This window comes from Microcoleus sp. T2B6, from assembly GCF_036700475.1.
GTDB lineage: Bacteria > Cyanobacteriota > Cyanobacteriia > Cyanobacteriales > Microcoleaceae > Microcoleus.
In genome coordinates, this window is sequence record NZ_JAUBOZ010000004.1 from 15,995 (window position 1) to 38,333 (window position 22,339).

The 22,339-nt window shown below is 45.2% G+C and carries 22 protein-coding genes; 10 read left to right on the forward strand and 12 right to left on the reverse strand.

Annotated features, from left to right (window positions below; all coding sequences use genetic code 11):
• Positions 1 to 26 precede the first annotated feature (26 nt).
• Complete coding sequence (locus tag QUA00_RS02545; RefSeq protein WP_333408597.1) at positions 27 to 815, forward strand: FkbM family methyltransferase; 789 nt, start codon at positions 27 to 29, stop codon at positions 813 to 815.
• A gap of 232 nt (positions 816 to 1,047) precedes the next feature.
• On the opposite strand, the gene QUA00_RS02550 is transcribed toward QUA00_RS02545, so the two are convergent.
• The 5 genes from QUA00_RS02550 to QUA00_RS02570 form a co-directional block, all read right to left on the reverse strand.
• Positions 1,048 to 1,290 (reverse strand): zinc ribbon domain-containing protein, encoded by a 243-nt coding sequence (locus QUA00_RS02550; protein WP_333105146.1) that lies wholly within the window; start codon positions 1,288 to 1,290, stop codon positions 1,048 to 1,050.
• The gene (locus QUA00_RS02555; RefSeq protein WP_333105145.1) at positions 1,281 to 2,126 is read right to left on the reverse strand and encodes a transposase; all 846 of its coding nucleotides are present in this window, start codon (positions 2,124 to 2,126) and stop codon (positions 1,281 to 1,283) included. Before QUA00_RS02555 ends, QUA00_RS02550 begins: the two co-directional genes overlap by 10 nt.
• 9 nt (positions 2,127 to 2,135) lie before the next feature.
• Entirely contained in the window at positions 2,136 to 2,786 is a 651-nt protein-coding gene (locus QUA00_RS02560) for an IS607 family transposase (protein WP_333408659.1), read from the reverse strand.
• A gap of 92 nt (positions 2,787 to 2,878) precedes the next feature.
• Positions 2,879 to 3,991, reverse strand: a complete 1,113-nt coding sequence (locus QUA00_RS02565) for a glycosyltransferase (protein WP_333105143.1) — start codon at positions 3,989 to 3,991, stop codon at positions 2,879 to 2,881.
• A 481-nt stretch (positions 3,992 to 4,472) separates the two neighbouring features.
• Positions 4,473 to 5,945: a site-2 protease family protein gene (locus QUA00_RS02570; RefSeq protein WP_333144759.1), complete on the reverse strand. Its 1,473-nt coding sequence runs from the start codon at positions 5,943 to 5,945 to the stop codon at positions 4,473 to 4,475.
• A 33-nt stretch (positions 5,946 to 5,978) separates the two neighbouring features.
• On the opposite strand from QUA00_RS02570, the gene QUA00_RS02575 reads away from it, so the two are divergent.
• The 4 genes from QUA00_RS02575 (at position 5,979) to QUA00_RS02590 (ending at position 11,370) form a co-directional block, all read left to right on the forward strand.
• Complete coding sequence (locus QUA00_RS02575; protein ID WP_333408598.1) at positions 5,979 to 6,653, forward strand: MBL fold metallo-hydrolase; 675 nt, start codon at positions 5,979 to 5,981, stop codon at positions 6,651 to 6,653.
• Positions 6,654 to 6,930: 277 nt separating this feature from the next.
• Positions 6,931 to 7,491 carry a sugar O-acetyltransferase gene (locus QUA00_RS02580; RefSeq protein ID WP_333144761.1) on the forward strand — a complete coding sequence of 187 codons (561 nt, stop codon included), beginning with the start codon at positions 6,931 to 6,933 and terminating at the stop codon, positions 7,489 to 7,491.
• Positions 7,492 to 7,800: 309 nt separating this feature from the next.
• Positions 7,801 to 8,265: a hypothetical protein gene (locus QUA00_RS02585; RefSeq protein ID WP_333144762.1), complete on the forward strand. Its 465-nt coding sequence runs from the start codon at positions 7,801 to 7,803 to the stop codon at positions 8,263 to 8,265.
• Between the two features lie 696 nt (positions 8,266 to 8,961).
• Positions 8,962 to 11,370 (forward strand): cache domain-containing protein, encoded by a 2,409-nt coding sequence (locus QUA00_RS02590; protein ID WP_333144763.1) that lies wholly within the window; start codon positions 8,962 to 8,964, stop codon positions 11,368 to 11,370.
• 445 nt (positions 11,371 to 11,815) lie between these two features.
• Here QUA00_RS02590 and QUA00_RS02595 read toward each other — a convergent pair whose 3' ends face one another.
• The gene (locus QUA00_RS02595; protein WP_333408599.1) at positions 11,816 to 12,415 is read right to left on the reverse strand and encodes a cytochrome b/b6 domain-containing protein; all 600 of its coding nucleotides are present in this window, start codon (positions 12,413 to 12,415) and stop codon (positions 11,816 to 11,818) included.
• 197 nt (positions 12,416 to 12,612) lie between these two features.
• Between QUA00_RS02595 and QUA00_RS02600 the strand changes: the two genes are divergently transcribed.
• Together QUA00_RS02600 and QUA00_RS02605 are read left to right on the forward strand one after the other, a co-directional pair.
• Positions 12,613 to 13,194: a manganese efflux pump MntP family protein gene (locus QUA00_RS02600; protein WP_333144765.1), complete on the forward strand. Its 582-nt coding sequence runs from the start codon at positions 12,613 to 12,615 to the stop codon at positions 13,192 to 13,194.
• Positions 13,195 to 13,405: 211 nt separating this feature from the next.
• A complete protein-coding gene (locus QUA00_RS02605; protein WP_333144766.1) occupies positions 13,406 to 13,960 on the forward strand; it encodes a glutathione S-transferase family protein in 555 nt (184 codons plus the stop codon).
• Between the two features lie 173 nt (positions 13,961 to 14,133).
• Here the strand turns inward: QUA00_RS02605 and QUA00_RS02610 are convergent, their stop codons facing one another.
• From QUA00_RS02610 to QUA00_RS02620, 3 genes are all read right to left on the reverse strand, one after another.
• Positions 14,134 to 14,271, reverse strand: coding sequence for a photosystem II reaction center protein K (locus QUA00_RS02610; RefSeq protein ID WP_006634808.1), 138 nt, complete (start codon positions 14,269 to 14,271; stop codon positions 14,134 to 14,136).
• Positions 14,272 to 14,331: 60 nt separating this feature from the next.
• A complete protein-coding gene (tgt, locus tag QUA00_RS02615) occupies positions 14,332 to 15,462 on the reverse strand; it encodes a tRNA guanosine(34) transglycosylase Tgt (protein WP_333144767.1) in 1,131 nt (376 codons plus the stop codon).
• 496 nt (positions 15,463 to 15,958) lie between these two features.
• Positions 15,959 to 16,408, reverse strand: a complete 450-nt coding sequence (locus tag QUA00_RS02620) for a hypothetical protein (protein WP_333144768.1) — start codon at positions 16,406 to 16,408, stop codon at positions 15,959 to 15,961.
• 261 nt (positions 16,409 to 16,669) lie between these two features.
• Here QUA00_RS02620 and cobS point away from each other — a divergent pair, with 261 nt between their 5' ends.
• The gene (cobS, locus tag QUA00_RS02625; RefSeq protein WP_242722367.1) at positions 16,670 to 17,467 is read left to right on the forward strand and encodes an adenosylcobinamide-GDP ribazoletransferase; all 798 of its coding nucleotides are present in this window, start codon (positions 16,670 to 16,672) and stop codon (positions 17,465 to 17,467) included.
• 316 nt (positions 17,468 to 17,783) lie between these two features.
• Here the strand turns inward: cobS and QUA00_RS02630 are convergent, their stop codons facing one another.
• The 3 genes from QUA00_RS02630 to QUA00_RS02640 form a co-directional block, all read right to left on the reverse strand.
• Positions 17,784 to 18,410 carry a hypothetical protein gene (locus tag QUA00_RS02630; protein ID WP_333144769.1) on the reverse strand — a complete coding sequence of 209 codons (627 nt, stop codon included), beginning with the start codon at positions 18,408 to 18,410 and terminating at the stop codon, positions 17,784 to 17,786.
• Between the two features lie 795 nt (positions 18,411 to 19,205).
• Complete coding sequence (locus tag QUA00_RS02635) at positions 19,206 to 20,957, reverse strand: hypothetical protein (protein WP_333408600.1); 1,752 nt, start codon at positions 20,955 to 20,957, stop codon at positions 19,206 to 19,208.
• Positions 20,958 to 21,039: 82 nt separating this feature from the next.
• Positions 21,040 to 21,207 (reverse strand): hypothetical protein, encoded by a 168-nt coding sequence (locus tag QUA00_RS02640; protein WP_333408601.1) that lies wholly within the window; start codon positions 21,205 to 21,207, stop codon positions 21,040 to 21,042.
• A 126-nt stretch (positions 21,208 to 21,333) separates the two neighbouring features.
• Here QUA00_RS02640 and QUA00_RS02645 point away from each other — a divergent pair, with 126 nt between their 5' ends.
• A complete protein-coding gene (locus tag QUA00_RS02645) occupies positions 21,334 to 21,564 on the forward strand; it encodes a hypothetical protein (RefSeq protein WP_333064039.1) in 231 nt (76 codons plus the stop codon).
• A gap of 50 nt (positions 21,565 to 21,614) precedes the next feature.
• Entirely contained in the window at positions 21,615 to 21,827 is a 213-nt protein-coding gene (locus QUA00_RS02650; protein ID WP_333408602.1) for a hypothetical protein, read from the forward strand.
• Positions 21,828 to 22,339 lie beyond the last annotated feature (512 nt).

The following is a 22,339-nucleotide window of genomic DNA, read 5'->3' on the forward strand; positions in this document are numbered from 1 at the left end:
ATCAACCATAATTTATTCCGCCACTTATGACACTTTATAATTTATTAGTGAAATCTATCGATTTCTGGCAAGAGCATTCAGGCTTGAGCAATCTCAAAACTCATACTATTTATTCTAAAATCCTCGGCTCTGACTCTTTAGTGATCGATTTAGGCGCCAATGTCGGTCAATTTAGCGAAGCGATAACTCGCGAATTCAATTGTAGGTGTTACGCAATAGAAGCAGTTCCTTCTGTGTATTCTCAACTCCCAGAGAATGGCTTAGTTAAAAAGTTTAATTATGCTATATCAGACCGAAATGAGCCATTAAAAATATATGTTTCAGATAATCGAGAATGTAACAGTATTAGTCAGGAAGCTGCTAGTGTCTACGGCCTTCAGGGAGAGATATCAGTGGATGGTATCACTTTAGAAACTTTTCTGAACAACCAGAGCATCGAGTTAGTTGATTTGTTGAAGATAGATATTGAAGGTGCTGAAGAAGCCGTTTTTAACTCAACTAGCGATGCCACGCTCTGCAATGTTAAGCAGATAACTATAGAGTTTCACGATTTTATGCCAGGTTCTATTAGCGCTGAAGAAGTTAACAAAATTACCAACAGGTTAAAAAGATTGGGTTTTATCTGTATCCCATTTTCATACCTGTTCCCTGACATGGATACCTGTGACTTCTTATTTATCAATACGAATCGATGTAAAATTCCGTATAAAGACTGGCTGGGTTTTCAAATGATTAAGTTGCTTCTAACAGTAGAAAAAACTAAGTCGTCTCTACTCCGTTCCGCTGGAAAGCGCGAACAAAGTGTTGCCAATTAGCGCGGTGAATAAATTGACGGCAAAGTCGATAGGAATCCCATTCAAATCTATCACTTTTATTTCTCTACAATCAGCTCTGGCAGGCAATCAAGCAATTTAGTGCCGGGCCCCTGGATTGATTCCTTCGCAGACTCAGGATGGGAGTAATTCTGCTCTACAAATACTAGACAAGTCTAGACATTTGCTTCTTACTTCATCGGGAGCATGGGAGCGGCTATCCCTCGGTAAGCTTTCACGGTTTAGCCAACCGCGATAAATTTATGGCTGCATTTAAATCCCTGTCCATCGAATGACCGCAACTTTCACAGTTGTAAATCCTTTCTTTCAACGGCATATCTTGGATGTGTCCGCAATTTGAACAGGTTTTGCTTGACGGAAACCAGCGGTCGGCAACAATTATTTCGCAACCAAACTTTTTGGCTTTGTATTCTAGCTGACGTTTGAATTCGTGGAATCCGCAGTCAGCTATTGCCATACCGCAAGTTTGTGATTGGCTAGCATTCCACTGACGTTCAAATCTTCTACTACTATCGTTGCGTGGTTTTTGCATAAGTAAGTAGTGATTTGATGCAGAGTATCTTTTCTGAGGTTTGTTATTTTTGCATGGTGTCTAGCTAGCTGGATTTTGGCTTTATATCTATTGCTAGAGTTTTTCACCTTCCTCGCTAAAACTCTTGATAATCTCTTGAGTTTTGCGAGGTGCGCTTTGTAGTGCTTTTGGTTCGGAAATACTACGCCCGTTGAAAGCGTAGCCAATTCTTTCACTCCCAAATCTACTCCTACAACCTTATGAGTTTTGATGGTCGGCTCATGACTTTGTTCGTAGGCAAAAGCGATAAACCAACTATCGGCAGTGCGCGAAATGGTAATTGACTTGCAAGTTGTATGAGGCAATCCTTCGTGGGTTTTTATCCAGCCGATTGTCGGTAACTTTATAGACGTACCACCTACGGGGATAGGTTTACCGCCAGCATCAATCGTAAAGGAATCGTGATACCCCTTCTTTTTAAACTTAGGATACCCACCTTTTTTTGAGAAAAATCTAGAGAACGCATCTCCAAGATTGTCAAAAGCATATTGGGTAATCTTCTGACAGATTCCCGTTTCTTTAATCCAAGTGAACTCAGGTTTTACATGATTGTTGAAGAATTTCTTGAGCAGGTATTTGTTGGGCTTCAATCCATCTTGATAAAGATTGTTCCAAGTAGCCAGTCCCCAATTATAAGTAAACCTCGCTATGCCAGCGTGTTTACTCATAACTGTTGCTTGGCTCTTGTTTAACTTTAACTTTGTTTTGATGGATAAAAGCATTGTTCGACCTCAACACTGGATTTCTTTGCTTGATTCTGTCAGGTCTTGTACGGGTTTGTCAATAGCACTTTTTAAACTTTCTTTGATTTCCTTGGAGTAATTTCGCCAACCGTACAGCCGACAAGAAAAACAGTGGATAATTGCCATCAAATCTTCTACTAACTCATGCTGGGGAGACAGTGATTCTTGGTTGGCGATTATAATTTCACATCCAACTGATGCTGCAAGTTCTTGGATAAATTCAAACGCGAATCTGCACATCCTATCCTTGTGTGCAATTACAATTATTGATATTTCACCTTTGAGCATTGACAGCATAATTGCTAGAAACTTTTTTCTTTTAAAGTTTAGTCCGCCACCAATTTCTGATACCCAGTCGTCAACGCTCAGTCCTCGTCCCAAGCAGAAGGCTTCCATCGCTAGCAACTGGTTTTTTAGCTCTGGCTTTTGCCCGCTGGATGAAACTCGACAGTAAACTACGATCTTTCGTTTGGCTTCTACGGGCTTCAAGCCGTTGGCTATCAAGAAATCGTCTTCTGTGTAGAACCGATGCCCCGACAGGGTGCGCTTGGCTGGTAGTTTTCCTGAAACATCCCAACGCTGGAGTGTTTTTACTGACAATCCGAGCTTTTTCGCGAATTCGTGTGGTTTAAACAAAATGGTACACCGTAGCTTTGTCTATAAGTGTACCATTTTGTCTATTTATTCGCTACCTAGGTACTAGCTCCCATCCCAAATCCCAAATCCCAAATCTAAAATCGGCTGACCATTTTTTCATGAATCATCTTCATCTGTGACAGTTCTTCCAGCAGTCCCTGCGGTAGAGGAATTTTCACAGATTCCAGCATACTTTGAATCCGATGCCTCCAATCGTGACGGGCTAAACTCTCAACATAGTTGCGTTTGTATATAGAATTAAGCCTCACCTCGTCCTGTAAAAGTTCATTAATGAATTCAACACTTTTTTGCGGGTCATCGGGCAACTCAATAGTAGCATCTTCCCAATTCATCAACTCATCCATTAGAGGTGTAGTTGGACGCTTCCCAACTACCGCACCGCCAGTCGCAGTACCATAAAACCAACGCAGTGTAATAAACGAGTAAGGAAACCGACGCATACCAGGATAGAGAGTGTCAAATGCCAAGGTGAGTTTGCTATGTCTGAGAATGTGAAATAGCAGCCGAGTATCTGGCTCGTCTCTACGCATTTCGTAAGGCAATTTCGGAAATTCCTCTGCTGTTCTGGGCGTAGATTTATAGTAAATTTGTTCGGAACCAGGTTGATTGAATTTATTTAACAACACAGTGTCATAATGTGAAGGTATCCGCCCGAAGCTTGTTAAATCTATTGAACGCTTGAGTTGACACGAACCCTGAGCGAGAACATCAGCAGCAAAAGGGATCAGGGATACTGGTATACCAAAACGTTTTTTCAGTTCATCTATAATTTCTGGAAGTGCCACGAATAAATGATCTAAATGATAGACATTTTTTGAATAAATTTCCGGTGCCCAAGAATCGAAAATATAAGCGATGACAACATCAAAACGCTCCCTCCACTTAGGTATACTTGAGAGTAGTTCCAGATCGGCTCCTGATATCCCAATCATCAGTAAAACATTAGGTTTGTCTGACAATTGAGGTAAAGGTGGTAAATTATATACACCTGTAGTAGACTTAACAGCTTTACGGATTACTCGACCAGCTAGCGGATAAAGTGTGGATGACCACTGGATTACATCGCGGGCAGATGGTACCAAAAGTTGTGCGTTGCAGGTTCGTACCACAATATTTTCTAATTCAAAAACAGGGTCCCAGGAAACGCTCGACCATAAACCCCGTGAAGAAAGTACAAAAATATTCATAGCTCGATTTTAATTTTATTAAATGATCCCGCACATTATACCAAAGACGAGGGGACTAGGGTAAATTCAATAGTTCTGGACGCAACAATCCTATGGATAGAGGCAACGCCGGAGGGATTGCCCCTACGAAACGCTATATGAACGCTATATGTATAGGCTGTGCGTAAGTCCTGTTTAATTAAATTTGAAATGCCAATTCCCCTGAATCGACTTCCCAATTTACCTAGCTACTAGCTAGCAAATCTAGCCGATCGCACCTATGGCAGCACTTGCAGTGGGTGAATCTATCCCGTAATCAGGGAAAACAATAACACATCTATGGTTTCAATGTCAATATTGATGATAATTTTTTAACAATATGTATTTTGCCGCGCTCGTCGCGATCGCGTCTAGAAAGAGCGGGTTGATAAATGCTAAAGTCCCTAGGATTTATGAACCTTTTCCTTCTTCCTATTTCCCCTTCCCCTTCCCCTTCTTGAGACTAAACATTTAACCACTCAAGGAGTACCCTGGGCGCGGGTAACAAAATCATTAACAAAAGCCCGATCGCCAGCAACCCCAAAAAATCCCGCCGATTATCCAATTCACTGACATCATTCAACGCCGGTTCGTCGTTTAGCGGCGTGAAAAACAAAATAATCGCCCACAGCAGCAAACCCTGTTCCAAAAAAGAAAGCAGCAGCATACAAAGTCTAGCAACTTGCCCGATCGCCATACTCGCTCGCTGGCCGAACATCGCGTGTACAATGTGCCCGCCGTCGAGTTGTCCCACCGGCATCAAATTAAACGCCGTCACGATCAAACCCAAATAACCCGCCACCGCTACCGGATGCAAATCGATCGCAGTTTCCGCATTGAAAGCACCACCCAAGGTTAACTTGCTCAAGAGACTCATCAGCAGCGAAAAATTGGGTTTGAAAGAGTCAAAATTTAACATTCCCGACTTGTCTGACAGCGGTACAATTGTCGAATGATCCAAACCCCAAATTAATAATGGCACTGCCGCAACTAAACCCGCCAGGGGCCCGGCAATACTAACATCAAATAAAGCTCGGCGGTTGGGAATTGGGCTCCGTATTTGAATGAAAGCGCCAAAAGTTCCCAAGAAAAAAGGAATCGGAATAAAATAAGGCAAAGTCGTGCGAATTTTGTAAAATCGGGCAGCTAAATAGTGGCCGGATTCGTGAATTCCCAAAAAAGTAATTAGAGCCAGCGAGTAAGGCAAACCCTGCAGCAACATTGATGGGTTGGACTGCAAAGCTTGTTCAGTAACTCCGGCAAGTCGCGCCCCGACAAGCGTAGTCGTAAACACCGTGATTAGCAGCAAAGCTAAGGCGAAAAATGGCCGGGTTACAGATTCGGTTGTGACAGGAGTTTCCCCTGATTGGTGGCTGGGATTGGGAACGATAGCAAAAAAAGGTTGACCGCTCAAGCTGTTTTGAAATACTACTAAAAAGCGATCGCCAAAAAGCCTCTCCACATTCTCCCGAATCGCCTGATAAGCCGCCTCCGGGTTTGTCCGCAACTGTCCGCGACAAATTACAGCCTGCGGCCGAAATTCCAAATCTCGCAAAAAGTAAATTGACCAAGGAAAACAATCGCGCAAACTCGCTTCTTCTTCTTGATTGATCGGGCGCACGGGCGGTTTTGGCTTTACAGGTTCAGTCGCAGAGTCTGCTACCTGCTCAACAGTTTCCGCCGTAATTTTCTTGCGCCCCAACTGTACCAAAAACCAATACAAAAAAGGGCAAACCAGAAAAGGTATAATTACCAACTCCGGCGGTACAGTTTTGCTGGTGCCGTACACTAACATCCAACCACTCCAAATCAGCGCGGGCGCCATCATTACCAGCCACAGCAGCCATATCGGAGTCCTGGTGATGCGGCTGGTGCCGTTCTGCAACAAGAAGTACGATATCAGCCCCAATACGAACAACCATAGTAAAAAGAACATAATATTTATCCCATTCCCTTCTGAAATACTTCCTTGAAACAACAGAGTTCAGTCTCCAAACAACCCAGGCCCGTGCTCGACAATATCCTGGCTTTCCCCCCTAACCGGGATACCCTGGGTGCAACAGCCTATTTCATTGTAGAAAACCAAACTAACATCCTGGTGGATTGTCCCGCTTGGGATGAGATTAACCAAACATTTTTGCGGGAACACGGCGGCGTGCGACTGCTGTTTCTCACCCACCGTGGCGCTATCGCCCAGGCGCGGGAGATTCAGGAAGCCACGGGGTGCGAGATCCTGATTCAAGAACAGGAAGCTTATTTACTGCCGGGTTTGAAGGTGACGGTTTTTGAGCGTGAATTTGTTGTGAGCGATCGAATGAAAGCATTTTGGACTCCTGGCCATTCTCCTGGTTCCTCTTGCCTTTATCATAGTGGCAGCGGTGGAGTGCTGTTTTCGGGCAGACACTTGCTTCCCAACCTCGAAGGTGCCCCAGTACCGCTGTTGACGGCAAAAACTTTTCACTGGCCTAGGCAAATTAACAGCGTCAAGTCAATTATCGATCGATTTTCGCCGGAAACTTTACAGTATATTTGTCCCGGTGCAAATACTGGTTTTTTGCGGGGAAAAGGATCGATCGATCGAGCTTTTGAGAAATTAGCCAATCTGGATTTAGCTGTTTGTTTGCAGTCAAAACCTGAACCCTAAATGTATGCTACAAAATCAAAAAATGATCTGACGCGCTAATTATAGCGGTAAGGTGCGCCTAAGCTGTTGTGCATTTAAATTGTATATTTCGAGTCCCGATCAAAAATCGTCAAATCCTCTCCCCCTCTCCCCTTCTCCCCCTCTCCCTCTCTAGTACCATAGGCAATCTAGATGCAACACAGCTTAGCGCACCCTACATTATTCTTCAGTCACTTAGAAAGGAAGTTTGTTGGTGAAGTAGCGGTTGAAACCGCCGATTCTTACCGTGGAAAAAACTGTGGAAAAAACCGAAAAACAAAAAATGCTTGCCGGCGAATTGTATTTAGCTGCCGATGAGCAATTAATTTTAGATCGCCAGCGAGCCCGCCGCCTCGCCAGAACTTACAATTCAACCCGCGAAGACGAACCAGACAAACGGTTAGAAATTCTCGCCGAATGGTTCGGTGCAGTTGGCCCAAAAGTTGAAATCGAGCCACCTTTCTACTGCGACTACGGCAGTAATATTTATGCGGGAAACGGATTGTATATGAATTTTGGCTGCGTGATTCTCGACTGCAATCGAGTTAATATTGGCGAAAATTTATTGTGCGGGCCCAACGTACAAATTTACACCGCTTTTCACCCCACAGACCCGGAAATGAGAATTTCTGGCCTAGAACTCGCCGCTGAAATTAATATTGGCAATAATGTTTGGATTGGCGGCGGCAGTATTATTTGTCCAGGAGTCACTATTGGCGACAATAGCACGATCGGCGCAGGCAGTGTTGTTGTCAAAGATATTCCCGCAAACGTTGTGGCGGCGGGGAATCCTTGCCGAATCATCCGGCATCTACCTTGATGTGGTACGATCGACACAATCGTGCGATCGGCTCCTTGGAGCTTAACCAAAAAATTTTAGGTATTAGAACAGCCGGTTTAAGATTTTTCACGTAAAATCCCCGAAAAAAACCGTGCAATAAATCTCAAATCTAAAATCTAAAATCGCTTAATATCAAATCCGTTAGCATCGGAATAGTAAATTCGAGTTCACGGTTGACTGTTGACAGTGAACAGTCAACAGTCAACAGTCAACAGCCAACATCATTCCGGTGTTACCGGAAATGATATAATTTCTCGTTCCCGGTTTCCACACTACCAAGCTTTTCTTATGACGACTGCAACAGTTTATCCCAACGCTCCTGATCTCGGCACCGACGACTACATAGCAGTCGGTGTAGCTACCTGCTTCATCAAAGAAGAAGGCGAAGTTTTTGAAGTGCAAGTAATCGAAGCTATTCCCTCAGCAGCTTTAGAAGCAATTGTGAAGGGAATTCCCACATCCTATTTAATGGTTTGCGGGACGACTTTGGGAGCAGTGCTCGACGGCGAAACACCCAAAATGTTGCCAGAATTCCCGACATCCGCTCAGTTTAGCGAAGAATTTGGCTTTCGGGCGATCGCTGCTGCCCGCACTTACAAAATCCGCCCCCAAGCTCAACTTCACATTCCCTTGGGAACAGTTCGCAACGACTTTACTTATTCCTTAGAACGCAAAAGGGTGCTCAACTCCGAGCGCATCATTCGCACTGAAGACAATGTGAAACAGCACGAACACACTCACAAGGTTCTTTAAACAAATCCCGCAACTGGGGCAATTTAGCAGTGCCTCAGCCAGCGGATGCACGGAAAATAGTTTTGATTGTTGAGATGTAAATTAAAGATTTAACAAGTTTTTCCTTCATTAATAATGAACGAAAAACTTTTAATATTTCGTTATTAAGCAATACTGCGGACAGTTTTTGATTACCAACCGTAGAATAACGGTTTCAAGGCGATCGCGTACTCGAAATACCAACCGAAAATCAAGGGTTTCAGACTACGAACTAAAAACAGTCTGGACTATTGATTAATACACACACCAAACATCTCAACCTAAAATGTCTACTGCTCACATCACCTAAATAACATAAATTATTAACGACTGTAAACAAAAATTAAGTAGTTGATAAACTTTTTTAATTGGTCAAAAATGTGGTATGATATTATTCCTGTTTAACAAAGTGATATCAAATCGGGTAGCCTCGGAATTAATATTACCCACCGCTAGGACACGGCAGTGCCGTGTCCCTACAATTAATCTGGGTAGGGAAACGGCACTGCCGTGTCCTTTATATCATTTCGGTGCAACCGGAAACGAGAGGATCTGCTCGGGGGGAAAAAATTAAAAAATCCCCGCAATTATTGAATGCTAGTAGTTTAAGACGACTGGCAGGCGGGCGAGTAGATAGTAGGTGAGCTAAGGATTTCAATCTCACAAATTGGTCAAACCATGCGAAGCTTTGCGAGAGTAAAGTGGTGGAAATTAACTCAACTATTGCCAGCGGGATTAAAGGGCGAATACCATCTTGGGTATCAAACTGCGCTCTTAATTTTGGGGGGAACAATTCTGGCAGCTAGCATTACGGGTTGTATCAGCTATCAAAGCGTTCGCCGCTTGATTATCACCAAAAGCGAGCGAAATGCTTTGTTAGAAGTTAGGGAGCGGGCAAACAAGATCGATCGCTGGCTCGGCACTAGAAAGGCTGAGATCGAAATCCTCGCCCACACTCCTCCCGTTCGTTCGATGAATTGGTCAGTGGCACAGCCTTATTTAAAATCGGAAGTAAATCGACTGCAAGAATTCCAGCACTTGGCATTAATTGATCCCGACGGTTCTTATTTCACCACAAAAGTGGGCAGATCCTTGATTAATGTTAGCGACCGCCAACACTTCAAAAAGGCAATGGCTGGGGAAGTCTATGTTTCAGATCCTACCATTTCTCGCACGCTCAAAAAACCAAGAAGGATTGTTCCCATTTCGGCTCCAGTGTGGTCAAGTTCGGTAAATTCTCTTGATAAAACAACCGAAAAGCCGATCGGAGTAATGAACGGCGTCATTAGCATGGATCGAATTGCCGAAGTAGTAGGAAAGCTGGAATATGGGGCAGGAACTTACGCTTTTGTTCTCAATTCTCAAGGAGTGCCAATTGTCCATCCCGACGCTCGATTAATCGGAAATATCCACAAGCCGGCTCCGAGTCTTTTAGAGTCCGCAGATGCTAATTTGGCGAATGTAGCGCGGGAGATGGTTTATCAAAAAACGGGCATTGTGCTGACTCAAATCAACGACGCCAGAGTTTATGTTGCCTATCTTCCTTTAGAACAAGCTGAATGGTCGATCGCCGTTGTAATTCCCCGCGACAATCTCGAAAAAGAACTCCTTCCTTTCAAGATACTAGCAGTAGCCGCCGGCGTACTTGCCGCCGCAGCTATTTTCGCAACAATGGTGGCGCTCAAGCTGTTTGTCCTAAATGGCATTCGCAGTCGCACAGAAGCCCTTCTCCACCGCTTGACCGGCCGCATTCGCGCTTGCTTGGGCCTCGATCGCATCCTCCAAACTACAGTAGACGAACTCGGTACTTTACTGAAGCTCGATCGAGCAATTTTCGCATGGTACGACCCCCGACAAGATACTTTAGAATTTGGCTGGGAATATTGCCGGGAAGGTTTGCCGGGGCGCTTGGGAATCTTTGGTGTTCCAGGAGGGCCCTCTGGAGATTTAGCTGCACGGCTTCACCGCTGCGAAACGATACTGCTACATAAAACCGCCGCCCCTGATGCCACAGCGTCTGAGGAACACGCCCATATCGAACTCACAAATCGTCACTACGCAGCAGTACCCGTACTAACTCAGAATCATCGGCTTGGATATCTGTTTGCCTGTGCAAAGCGCCGGTTTGCGACTCCCGACGAGGTGGAAGTTTTGGAAGCAATTGCAGACTCGCTGGCGATCGCAATTTCCCAATCCCAACTCCACGGGCAAATTCAAGAAGAAATCCAACTTTTGGAAGAAGTATTAGCCAAACTCATAATCACCGAAGAGCATTTAGTACAAAGCGAAAAAATTACAATTGTGGGTCAACTAGCCTCCGAAGTTGCTCAGGAAATTAATAACCCGATTAACTTTATTTACGGCCGCCTGATTCACCTCAATGATTATATCAAAGATTTGCTTAGTATAATTCGCCTCTATCGAGAACAATATCCTGAGCCTGTGCCACGAATTGCCAAAAAAATAGAGCGTTGCGACCTAGATTTTATCAGCAAAGAGTTGCCACAAATCCTCAATTTTTTGAAAATAGGAGCCGATGGCATTCGCCAGATAGTCCTGGCTTTGAGGAAATTTTCACTTCCTGACGAAGCCAACAAAGAACACGCCAACGTTAATGAGAGCATCGACAATCTTTTGCTGTTGCTGGCTCACAGACTGGAGCAAAAAATATTAGTAGTCAAGGAGTACAACAACCTGCCACCAATTTTTTGTTATCCCGGTCAACTGAGCCAGGTATTCGCGAGTCTGATCATCCATGCTATAGATGCAGTTAAAAGTATTGAAAATTCCGCTCAAATTATTACAATCAAAACCGATATTGTCGAGGAATATAAAGGCAGATTTATTGTTGTAGCGATCGCCCACAATGGCTCAATTATTCCGCCGGAAATTCAACCCAGAATATTTGAGGAGTTTGGTCATACTAAATCCTTTAAAAATTTTACCGGGTTGGAGTTGTCGGTTTGCTATAAAATTATTGTAGAATTGCACGGCGGCCGCCTGACAGTTGAATCTCCGGTTCAACCTCAAATTAAATCTCAAACTGGGGGCGGTGCTGAATTTAGGGTAAAATTGCCGATCGTTTGATATCGCATTTGGCCGCCAGAGAAACCCGTCGCAAATCTTGCTAGCAAGCTGCGCGAAAAGCTTAATTTCGGTTTGTACTGATACCAATTTTTTATGAGGTTGCATAGAATCTGATCCCCCCTAGCCAAGAGGGCGGGCACGGGGGCACCGCCCCTACAAAGGGGGGGACAAGATTCCTCTCAAAGTCCCCCTTCTTAAGGGGGATGCGAGGGGGATCGAGATATGTGCAACTTCACATTAAATTGGTATGAGGACTTTAGCCATAAAACAGAGGGCTGAAGTCCTCACTACAAACCTAACGATCATTTGTTAACCCAAATTGCTATGATAGGATTATGGAAATAATAAAGGTGCAACCACAGCAAACAACCAGCCTCCCATGACTAAGACTTCCGCAACAATTAATAAAATATTTCTGTTCATTTTCAAATTAAGCATTTTCACATTAAGAGCGATCGACAAAAGAGCGAATTTTCTTCCACCAAGCAGCAGGCGAATCTTCCGGGCGATAGGCGGCATCAAACATCGACAAAATTAGCGGCAAACCCCCCACCTTCGCACTCATCAACAAGTGCATTGCCAGACAAAATACCAATACCACCCAACCAGAAGCGTGTAAATAATACCAAACCTGCGTCAATTCCCCAGCCGGCAGCCATTCTTCCTTAACCATACTGCCAGAAGCGATCGCCCAAGTCAGTGCCAGCAACATCAACGTGTTCACAATCCGGTGCAAACTGTACCACCAAATCGGTTTTCCCAACTGCGTTAGTTTCCCAAAAGAATCCGGCTGCACCAAGCGTTTTTGACCTGCGTGGAAACTGTACAATGCAAAAGCCGGCATTATTCCTAACAGCAACATCTTGCCAAAAGTGCCGTGAATCCCGATAATATCTGCAATCTGGGGCACGGGGACTTTGCCAAACCGCCCATCGTAGGTGTTGTAAACCAGAAATGCGCTCACAATTGCTAAAAGGGCGATCGCAGCGTTAACCCCGTGCAGTAACCTGAGCAGCAGTGGCTGGTACAATCTAGATGGCGGCATCGTTAATTCTGCTAGTTGATAAATAATCTTTTACATAATACAGCTAAGCGCAAATTTTTTCAACCCTCGCCAATTGTGAAATAAATCTGAAATAAAAATGAAAACATTATGATAAAAACGCAATAATATCAAAATTAAGTGTAAACTAAAACAGTCAAGAGGAACACTTTATTTATAACACCTAACACTTTACAAAAATGGATGCAGCCACTACCATCTTACTTTCCTTGGGACTAGCAGCAGATGCTTTTGCTGTCGCTGTTTCGAGCGGTTTAGCAATCAAACACATGAAGGTCAATAAAGCTTTAAAAATTGCCTTATTTTTCGGAGGTTTTCAAGCTTTAATGCCCGTAATAGGATGGTTAATCGGTCTTAGTTTTAGTTTTTTGATAACACCGATCGACCATTGGATAGCTTTTGGGCTGTTGAGTTTCATTGGCGGGAGAATGATTTACGAATCGCTGCAAGGCGAAGAATGCGAGAAAAAGTTCAATCCCTTAGATACGGGGACTTTGATAACGCTGTCGGTGGCGACGAGTATCGATGCCCTCGCAGTTGGTATCGGATTTGCTGTCCTGAAAGATTCTATTGCTCTTGCGGTGACTGCGATCGGATTTATTACTTTCTTTTTAGCCTTTGCAGGCGTGTTTATCGGGAACAAGTGCGGCAACTTGTTTGCTAATAAAATTGAGATATTGGGCGGAGCAATTTTGATTTTTATTGGCAGCAGAATCTTGTTTATGCACTTGACAGAACTGCCATTAGTCATTAGTCATTAGTCATTAGTCAGCAGTCATTAGTCAGTAGTCATTGGTAATGGAATGGGTAATTGGGAAAAAGGTAATTGGCAAAAAGATAATTGGGAATTTTCCCAAATGACAACTGACAACTGCTTTCCTAACAACTGACAACTGACAACTGACAACTGACAACTGACAACTGACCAAAAAATGCTATAACAGCAATATTGCGTTAAAGGATAAAAATTTTGTGCTGAAACTTTACGGCGGAGCCCGCAGCAGGGCCTCAATTGTCAAGTGGTATCTAGAAGAAATAGGAATTCCTTACGAATTCGTCACCCTGGATATGCAAGCAGGGGCACACTTGCAGCCAGAGTATCTCGAAATTAACCCGATCGGCAAAGTACCGGCAATTGTTGATGGAGATTTTAAACTTTGGGAATCCGGCGCAATTCTGCTATATTTAGCTCAAAAACATGGTAAAATGCCAGACACTTTGGAGCAGCAAGCTCAAATCGTGCAGTGGGTCACGTTTGCTAACGCCACCCTGGGGCCGGGAATATTTACAGAAGCAACTCGCGATCGCGAAACTCCCAAGTTGTTAAAACCGTTAAATGAAATCTTCGAGAAACAGCCATTTTTAATGGGTGATGAATTCGGCGTCGCCGACGCAGCAGTCGGGTCAATTTTAGCCTACATTCCGATGATGCTAAAACTCGACCTCAGTCCTTATCCGGCTGTTGTAGATTACATCAAGCGGATCACAGAAAGACCGGCATTCAAAAGTGCGATCGGCGGTAGCTGAAGCAAGGCACTACACGGATTAATTATTCATCTCTCTCTTCTCTTCCTCTGCGGTCTCTGCGGTCTCTGCGGTTAAATCATTCCGAAACAACCGTAAACGAGATCAGCCCAAAAACTCAACACGTAAAAGCAGGAGCAATTCATAAATTGCCCCTGCTTTTAGCAAAATCAAACTTATCTGAATCCTACAGCCGCCTGCCAAACAAAAGCCAGCAGCAAGAAAAATACGGGAATGACCGGCAAAACATTAACCAAAGGCTCAAAAATCGAATAAGCTTCGGGCAGTTTTGCTAAGAGTAATGCAGCTTCCATGAATCAACCTACCTATCCAACACAATTTTCATAATTGTCGCATATCTTCACCCACGGCAATCATGATCGATCGACTCTCGGTGCAAGCCAGTAGGCAAACTCTTCAGTAAATCGATCGGCAAAAATCGCCTCCCGCATCCTCCCAGTAAAGCGAATCAACTCCGTCACATTGTGAATCGCAAGCAAAGTATACCCCAGCACTTCGTTAGCCCGCGCCAAATGGGCCAAATAAGCCCGACTGAATTTTTGGCAGGTATAACAAGGACAAGACTCATCCAGCGGAGCAAAATCGTCCCGGAACCGAGCATTTTTCAAACTCCAGCGTTCCCCACCAACAAAAGCCGTCCCGTGGCGGGCCAGCCGAGTCGGAATCACGCAGTCAAACATATCTACCCCACTCGCCACCGCCAGCGCCATTTCCCGATAAGTCCCAATCCCCATCAAATAACGCGGTTTATTGGCCGGCAACAGGGGCGCAGTCACCTTCACAATCTCTGCGATCAAATCCCCCGATTCCCCCACACTAACGCCGCCGATGGCGTAGCCTGGTAAATCCAAATCTACCAACTGGTTCGCCGCGCGCGATCGCAAATCAGGGAAAACGCCCCCCTGGACGATGCCGAACAAAGCTTGATCCGGACGCGAGTGAGCTTGAATGCAGCGTTGCAGCCAGCGGTAAGTGCGATTTGTGGCCGCCTCCACCTCCTCCCGTGTAGCCGGGTAAGGGGGACACTCGTCAAAGGCCATAATCACATCGGCGCCCAACTGATTCTGAATTTCGATCGATCGTTCCGGCGTCAAATTAATCATGCGGCCATCGCGGGGAGAGCGAAAAGTCACCCCATTCTCAGAAATAGTCCGCATTTGGCTCAAGCTAAACACCTGAAAGCCACCCGAATCCGTCAGCATCGGGCCCGGCCAAGCCATGAATTTATGCAATCCGCCCGCGCCTGCGACAATTGCTTCCCCCGGCTGCAAGTGCAAGTGATAAGTATTTGCCAAAACCATTTGAGAACCCGCCGCCTCAAGATGTGCAGGTGTCAAAGTTTTGACATTAGCTAGCGTCCCCACTGGCATAAATTTAGGTGTTTCCACAACACCGTGGGGAGTAGCAAAAACCCCTGCACGCGCTTGGGTATGGCTGCAATTAGCCTGACATTTAAAAGAAAATTTCGCCTTGTCCTCAGTCATTAGTCCTCGATGCTCGTTAACCGCTACTCGGCCGTCCGTGTTATTTGAGATGTTGCACCATTCTCAATTACTTGTTTAGGAACAGGCTTTTCGGCCTGTTCCACAAGAAAATTCACTCTTTGTGGAACAGGCCGAAAAGCCTGTTAAGCGAGAATGGTGCAAGATGTGAGTGTTATTTAATCTATTGTTGTTGACATCGCGACAAAAAACTCATGACCGAGAATTTCTAGATGGTACCCGCCACGTGATTTATCCGTGGAATCAATCCAAAACCGACAATCGAAAATCCTCAAGCCCCCGAATTTATCTCGCGCAAGTCAATCCAAAATCGACAATCGAAAATCTAAAATCGAATGACCCCGCCCAAAAACGGAGACAAGTTTCCGACAATCGTCGTGGAGGGCAAAAAATTTTAGACCTTAGTTCTACCTCCCAGATTCACGGCGCTGCGAGTAAATCTAAAATCTAAAATCTAAAATCTAAAATCGACTGACCATTAAAAGGGGGAATCATCATCATCCAATTGCAGATCCCAGTTGCCTGAGAGTACCTGATCGACAACCGCATCCAAAGCCGCAGCATTTAAATTCCGGGCGAATTGTTCTTGCAAAGGATTGGAGAGGGGAATTAACCGCAACAGCCGTCCGTCTTGAACCAAGTCAAAATAAGCACCATCGACCGGGGACTGTTTCAGTTCCAGGTAATCAAAACTATACACGTTCAAATAAAGCGCATGATTGGCAATCAGGGTAGAACGGTGGGGGTTGGCGAAGACTTCGAGTACATAACCTTCCCCTTCGCTATAAATCTGGCCATCTTGTATGTGAAGGTAGCGGACACGTCCTAAATCAAACAGCAATCTTTTGATATCGCGTTTGTTGACGACAATCCCTGTATCGATGATGCAAGGAGCAACTACCCTGTTATTCAATTGATCGTGACTCATGGAGTAAAAGCCTCTGTTGTAGTGTATGTTCCCGTCTTGAAAATCAGGGAGTTAGCTAGAATTTTTGGGAAGGGAAACGCGGATCTTGAGTTTAGTCTTTTTAGATAGGGAGCTTTGGGATCGCTGCCGACAGAGGTTTTCCGGGGAAAAGAGCGGGCGACAGGAGGAATGCTCGATCCAAAAAACTAGGGTGTTACAGTCCAATTCTGGCACACGCTAATCGATTGACAACTGCATACCAGATGAAAAATTTTCTATCTTATGGTGCATGATAAATGGGTTCGCTCTACGATCGACTTTTTCCGGAATCAAGGCGCTGCCATCGCAGCCGCAGTCGCTTTTTATACTTGTTTGCCGGTACCGGTGTCTTGGACTTTGGAGTTTCGGGGCATTGCCCGCTTGGCACCGGCGATCGGGCTTTTGATTGGGGGGATGGTGGGACTGGCGGATGTTGGGTTGCAGTTGTTGGGAATGCCTGCTCTGACTCGATCGGCCTTGGTGGTAGTCTTGGGCATCGCGGTGACTGGCGGGCTGCACCTAGACGGGGCAATGGACGCGGCGGACGGGCTGGCTGTACCCGACCCCGTGCGTCGGCTGGAAGTCATGCGGGACAGCGTTACAGGGGCTTTTGGGGCGATGGCTGCGATCGCGATCGTGCTGCTGAAAACTGCCGCTCTCTCGGACTTGAATAACTATCGCTGGCTGGCTTTGATGGGTGTCGCGGGTTGGGGGAGGTGGGCCCAACTGGTGGCGATCGCCCGCTATCCCTATCTCCGGGCAGAGGGTAAGGGAGCTTTTCACAAGGAATCGATTTATTCTCCTTTTGATTTTATACCGGGAGTGCTGTTGCTGCTGAGTTTGAGCGTGGTGCAAGTTGTCTTGGAGGGCGATCGGTGGCTGTTGGCGGTGGGGATGGCTTTGGGGGGAAGTGCGATCGGGATTTTTGCCGGAGCCTGGTTTAACCACCGTTTGGGCGGCCACACGGGCGATACTTACGGTGCTGTAGTCGAGTGGACGGAGGCTTTATTGCTGTGTCTTTTGGCGGCTTTGGAAGGTTGATTAAAAGTAAGATTTTTTCTCACATTTGCTAACAATCAGTTACATTTGCCTTCTGGTGTTCATGTCATATAGAATGAATTTAGCCACTCAGATGTAGGTGAAAAACCTTGGTAGTACGCAACCGCTATATAAATAAGTTGCCTCTACATTATCAAAGCAAATAATCAGATTGGCGTGGGGCTGTAAGCGATAACCAAGCTGAAGGCAAGAATATAAGTGCTTGTAGAAAATTCTACGGGCATCGGTTGATACGCCTTGGTTGAGATCTGATCTCAACTTATGTATTTGTTAGCAAATGTTAGCAAAAAAGTATCGGTTAAATTGTTTCTGAGTTAACGGCATCATTCTGCATCATCCAAACGAAAAAGCTGAGGATTTGCTCGACAGGGGGCAGAGGATAGACGGATAAGTCGATCGTCACAGTTTGGTTTTCGAGTTGGATAAATTGCCATTGAATGCCATTACTCACGCTCCCATAAATGATGGGGATGTTTTTTTCTTTGGCTTGATTGAAGCGTTGAGCGGCAACCATTTCGGCAATACACTGACCCAATCCGCTTTTGAGGTCGGTCTTTTTAGCTTCGACAATTACAACGGCGGGGGCTTCAATTTCTAGGACTTCGGACGATCGCGTCAGCAGAAAATCAAACACTCCATTCAGTCCGACAGCTTCGTCGATGGTGAAATCTTCGCCGGAGAAGAGGCTAATTTGGCGATCGAGAATCCGCCTCACTTCCAGCAGTACGGGATAGATGATTCCTTCCGATCGCGCTTTTTCACTTCCCGATGTAGCGACGATGGGGAGGCTATCATTGAGAGTACCGCTGAGAATGTCTGAGGGTGCGATCGGGTTTAGCGGAGGTATAAAGCGAGTTCCCTCTTGGACTGTGAGACCGAAAGCTTGTTTCGCTTTGGCGATCGTAGTAAATTGACTGTATGGCATAATTTTTTCTAGTTGACCATTATAGGTTTTGTTTCGCTATTAATTACTGTAAATGATATTAATCGCAGCTACAATTCTCCTCGAACGGTACGGTGTTGCAAGGGAAATAAGTCATCGAGTTGAGTTACGGATTATTGGTCGGGTTGTCCTGTTTTGTCGAGTACAGTGCGAATCGAAACTCTACCCAACAAAAAGTGGCGTTGCTGATTTACGGTATGAAGGGCTAAATATGCAAGTCATATCAAATCCGTTAGCATCGGAATAGTAAATTCGAGTTCACTGTTGACGGTTGACTGTTGACAGTGAACAGTGAACAGTCAACCGTCAACCGTCAACCGTCAACATCATGTATGAGTGTAACCGGAAATGATATCAGAGAAACCACTATCCACAAAGCTTCTGGATTTTTAACTATTTTTTTTGATGCCCTGATTAAGCAACGCCGACCAGTTTAATATACAAAATTTGATTAAACTTAACTCTTGTTTTTGAAGCTTTTACCTATTGTTCAAGCATTATTTTCAACCAATTTAACAAATAGTAGTGAGATCAGCGTGCGCCAAGACTTTGCAGGTGACGAGAAACCGGGTTTCTGCGACAAATTTCGGTTGAGTACGAAAAATACACTCAGAAACCCGGTTTCTGAGATCGTGCGCTATAATTCCTGTCGTTGGGTGGCGATAAACCGGATTTTTTCACCTAATACCCCTGACTGTCATGGCATATTTTGGTTAAAAAACCCGGTGTTAAATGAAGGGAAAATGCAACGGCAAATTTTCCATTCATTCTCAATTTTTACGCTTTCGGCTCAACCCAAAAAGTCATCCCCTCAACCCTCAAACCTTTGCCGCGAGTGCCGCAATATTGACCGTTAGCAGTAACAGGAGTATCGCCCACATTCTGGATGTGAGCCGTATAAAATACGTCATACTTATCAGCTTGCGGCCCAGTCAGCCGCGCGGCAAATCCCTCAATCCGCTTGGCTTTGCCCCGGAATCCAGCTAACTCCCCTTCCGAGATCCAAGCAGTATCGCCAACTCCTTCAACGTGAGCCATGTACTGCAAATTTAAACCGGCAACGGGAGGCTCTATTTTAATTTGAAATCCTTCCACGCGGCGGCCTTGAGCTTTAGTACCCGCGTATTCTCGATCGCTAAAAGTTCGATCGCCAATTCCTTGAATGTGCGCCAACACTTTTAAACCCACAGGCGCCACTGTTTGGGAACTCGCAGACGGCGCGATCCAAACTTTGATGCCCTCTATTCTCAAAGCTTTACCGCGAGTGCCACAATATTCGCCGTTGGAGGACACGTCGGTGTCGCCGATATTCTGAATGTGAGCGTTATAAAATACGTCGTATTTATCAGCTTGCGGCCCGCTCAATCGCACTGCAAATCCTTCAATTCGTTTCGCTTGACCCCGAAAACCGGCCAATTCTCCCTGACTGAGCCAAGGAGTGTCGCCCACACCTTCGACGTGAGCCATGTACTCGACATTTAAGCCGGGAATTGGGGGATCGATATTAATTTGAAATCCTTCGACGCGCCGCCCTTGACCTTTAGAGCCCGCGTATTCTTGAGCACCGAAAGTTCGATCGCCAATTCCCTGAATGTGCACCAAAACTTTGATTCCCAAAGCGCCCTCTACTGCCACCGCTGGTTGAATGTCCCTAGGTGCTCCAAAAACAATGTTCCCGGAACCGGTTGTCTGAAGAGACTTAGGTACTTCCACACTGGGAACAATAATCACCTCGTGCATGGGGGCAGAAGGTGCGGGGGATTCCAAAATCTGGATCTGTGGCGCAACTGTAACTTGTTTCGGTGCCACATTTCCTGACGGGATGACAATCACTTCTGGCAAAGGTTCGGCGCTGATTTTTTGTTCTGGCGCTGGTTTAAATGCGGGTTCGACTTTTGCAGGTGCTGCTTTTACCATCTCAGCAATGGTTAATTTGCCTCTGGAAATGGCTACGGCTATTTGTTTGCCAAAAGCGGCGCTGACTGTTTCTTCGAGGATTACCCACTGTTCGTCGTCTAATTTGTCTTGCTGTTCCACCAGGGCGAGGACTGCTGAAACTGGGTGTTTGCCGCTGACTAAGGATTCTGCGTCTGAATGCAGTTGAGTTGGGGTTGATTCGGAAATCGCGCGCAGCAGTTCGCGGGCTCTGGCATGAACTGATTGTAAGGGCGCGAAGTCGCTTTGTTCGCGGTGGGCGATCGCCAATACTCGATCGATCACTTTCAATGCTGCATCGCGAATTTCTGCTTTACCTTCAGAAGCGGAGGCAGTCTCGACTAAGTTTTGAATGTCTTTGAGGGAAGTAATTTCTCCTGGGGCGATCGCGGATTTGTTTGCTTCGAGAGCTTGTTTTTGGACTGCGGCAAAGTTGCGGCTGTAGGCGGCTACTTCTTGCAGCAAGCTGTCAGAGGGAGGAAGGCCGGAGTCTTGCAGTTGTTTTGCTGCTTGGGATAGGCGATCGGCCAAATTAGCATAAGTTTCAGATAGTCGGGCTATTTGTTGTAGCAAATCTTTATGAGCTAGTTCCATATGGGTCTTGCAGTAAATATTTAACTTGCTGATTATAGACGTTGAGCGTCTTCTGAAGGTAGAAGGCAGTAGTCATCAGTCATTAGTCCGAGGGAAGAAGAAAAATGCTCCCCCTCTCCGACTCCTCCACTCGGACACTCTCCGACTCCCGCACCCAGACACCCGGACACTCTCCGACTCCCCACTCTCCGACTCCTCCTCTGGCATCCCCCATGTGATCGCCGTCACAACCGTGCAAAGAATTAGTCACACTCTGCGACTCCGGCTGTCACGAGTGGCCCGTAACAATGTCACACCTATCGAGCAATAGCCGTCACTGCTGATTCTGTGAAAACATTCGATACTTAGGCTTGAACCAATAAAATCCCGAAGTGTTATGGTACTAATTCGCGACCTCGCCCAGCAAGCTCTGGCTCTGGGCTATCTAACCCTTGAAGCCGAAAATCAACTGCGGCGGATGTTAACTACCACCAAATATGACTTGGAAGACTTAAATGCTTTTATGGCTTTGCAACTAGCAGCTATGTCCGGAGGAGTGAAACAAGAGTCTCGTGAGCTGAAAAAATTTGAAATCTTTGGCGAGACGGCTTCCGAAACTTCCTGTTAGTAATTAGTTGGCTTTTGATTAGTTAAAATTTAGTAAGGGACATTTCTACAGTGCAGGTTCGTGAAGTTGTAAAACAAGCTATTGCCGCTGGATATCTGAGTTTGGAAGCAGAAAATGAAATGCTGAAATTTTTTTCCTCAGCCAAGGGTGATTTGGAAGATTTGAATGCTTTTATGAGCTTGCAGTTAGCTGCAATGGCTGGTCGGGTGAGGCAAGAGTCTTTGGAATTGATAAAAATGCCAGTTTTTCCAGATAGGAATTAATTTTTTTTCAGTTATCTGGTCAGGTAGATATTAATTCTTATACTCACTAAAGGCTGGTTATGTATAGTTATTTTGCTGATTTATATACTCATTAATTTAAAAAATATTGGTATTTTGGTTCAATGGGTGTTGAGCAAGTTAAATAAAATTGAAATAAATATTAAAATGAATATGTCAGTGGATAGTGAGGAATTCACTCGTCAAAGGTCAGGCTTGGATGACCAGACCTGTCAAGGCGTAGTCAAAGTGTTTGCTTCGTAAAAGTTGAGCATTATTATTGAAAAGTTATGTATTGTTAATACTCTATCAAATGGAGAAGATTTATCGATCGCCCCAAGCAGAGATTTCAAGCGTTTGAGCCACTTTTTAGGCGTTGCATAATTGCGGGATAATTTTGATTGTTTTTTTGGGGGATGGGCTCTCGTAGTCCGAAGGCGTGTATTTTCACACCAGGCGGAACACCCCACAATATATTAGTGTCAACTTAAGCTTTTAGTCCGCCAGTCCTCCCG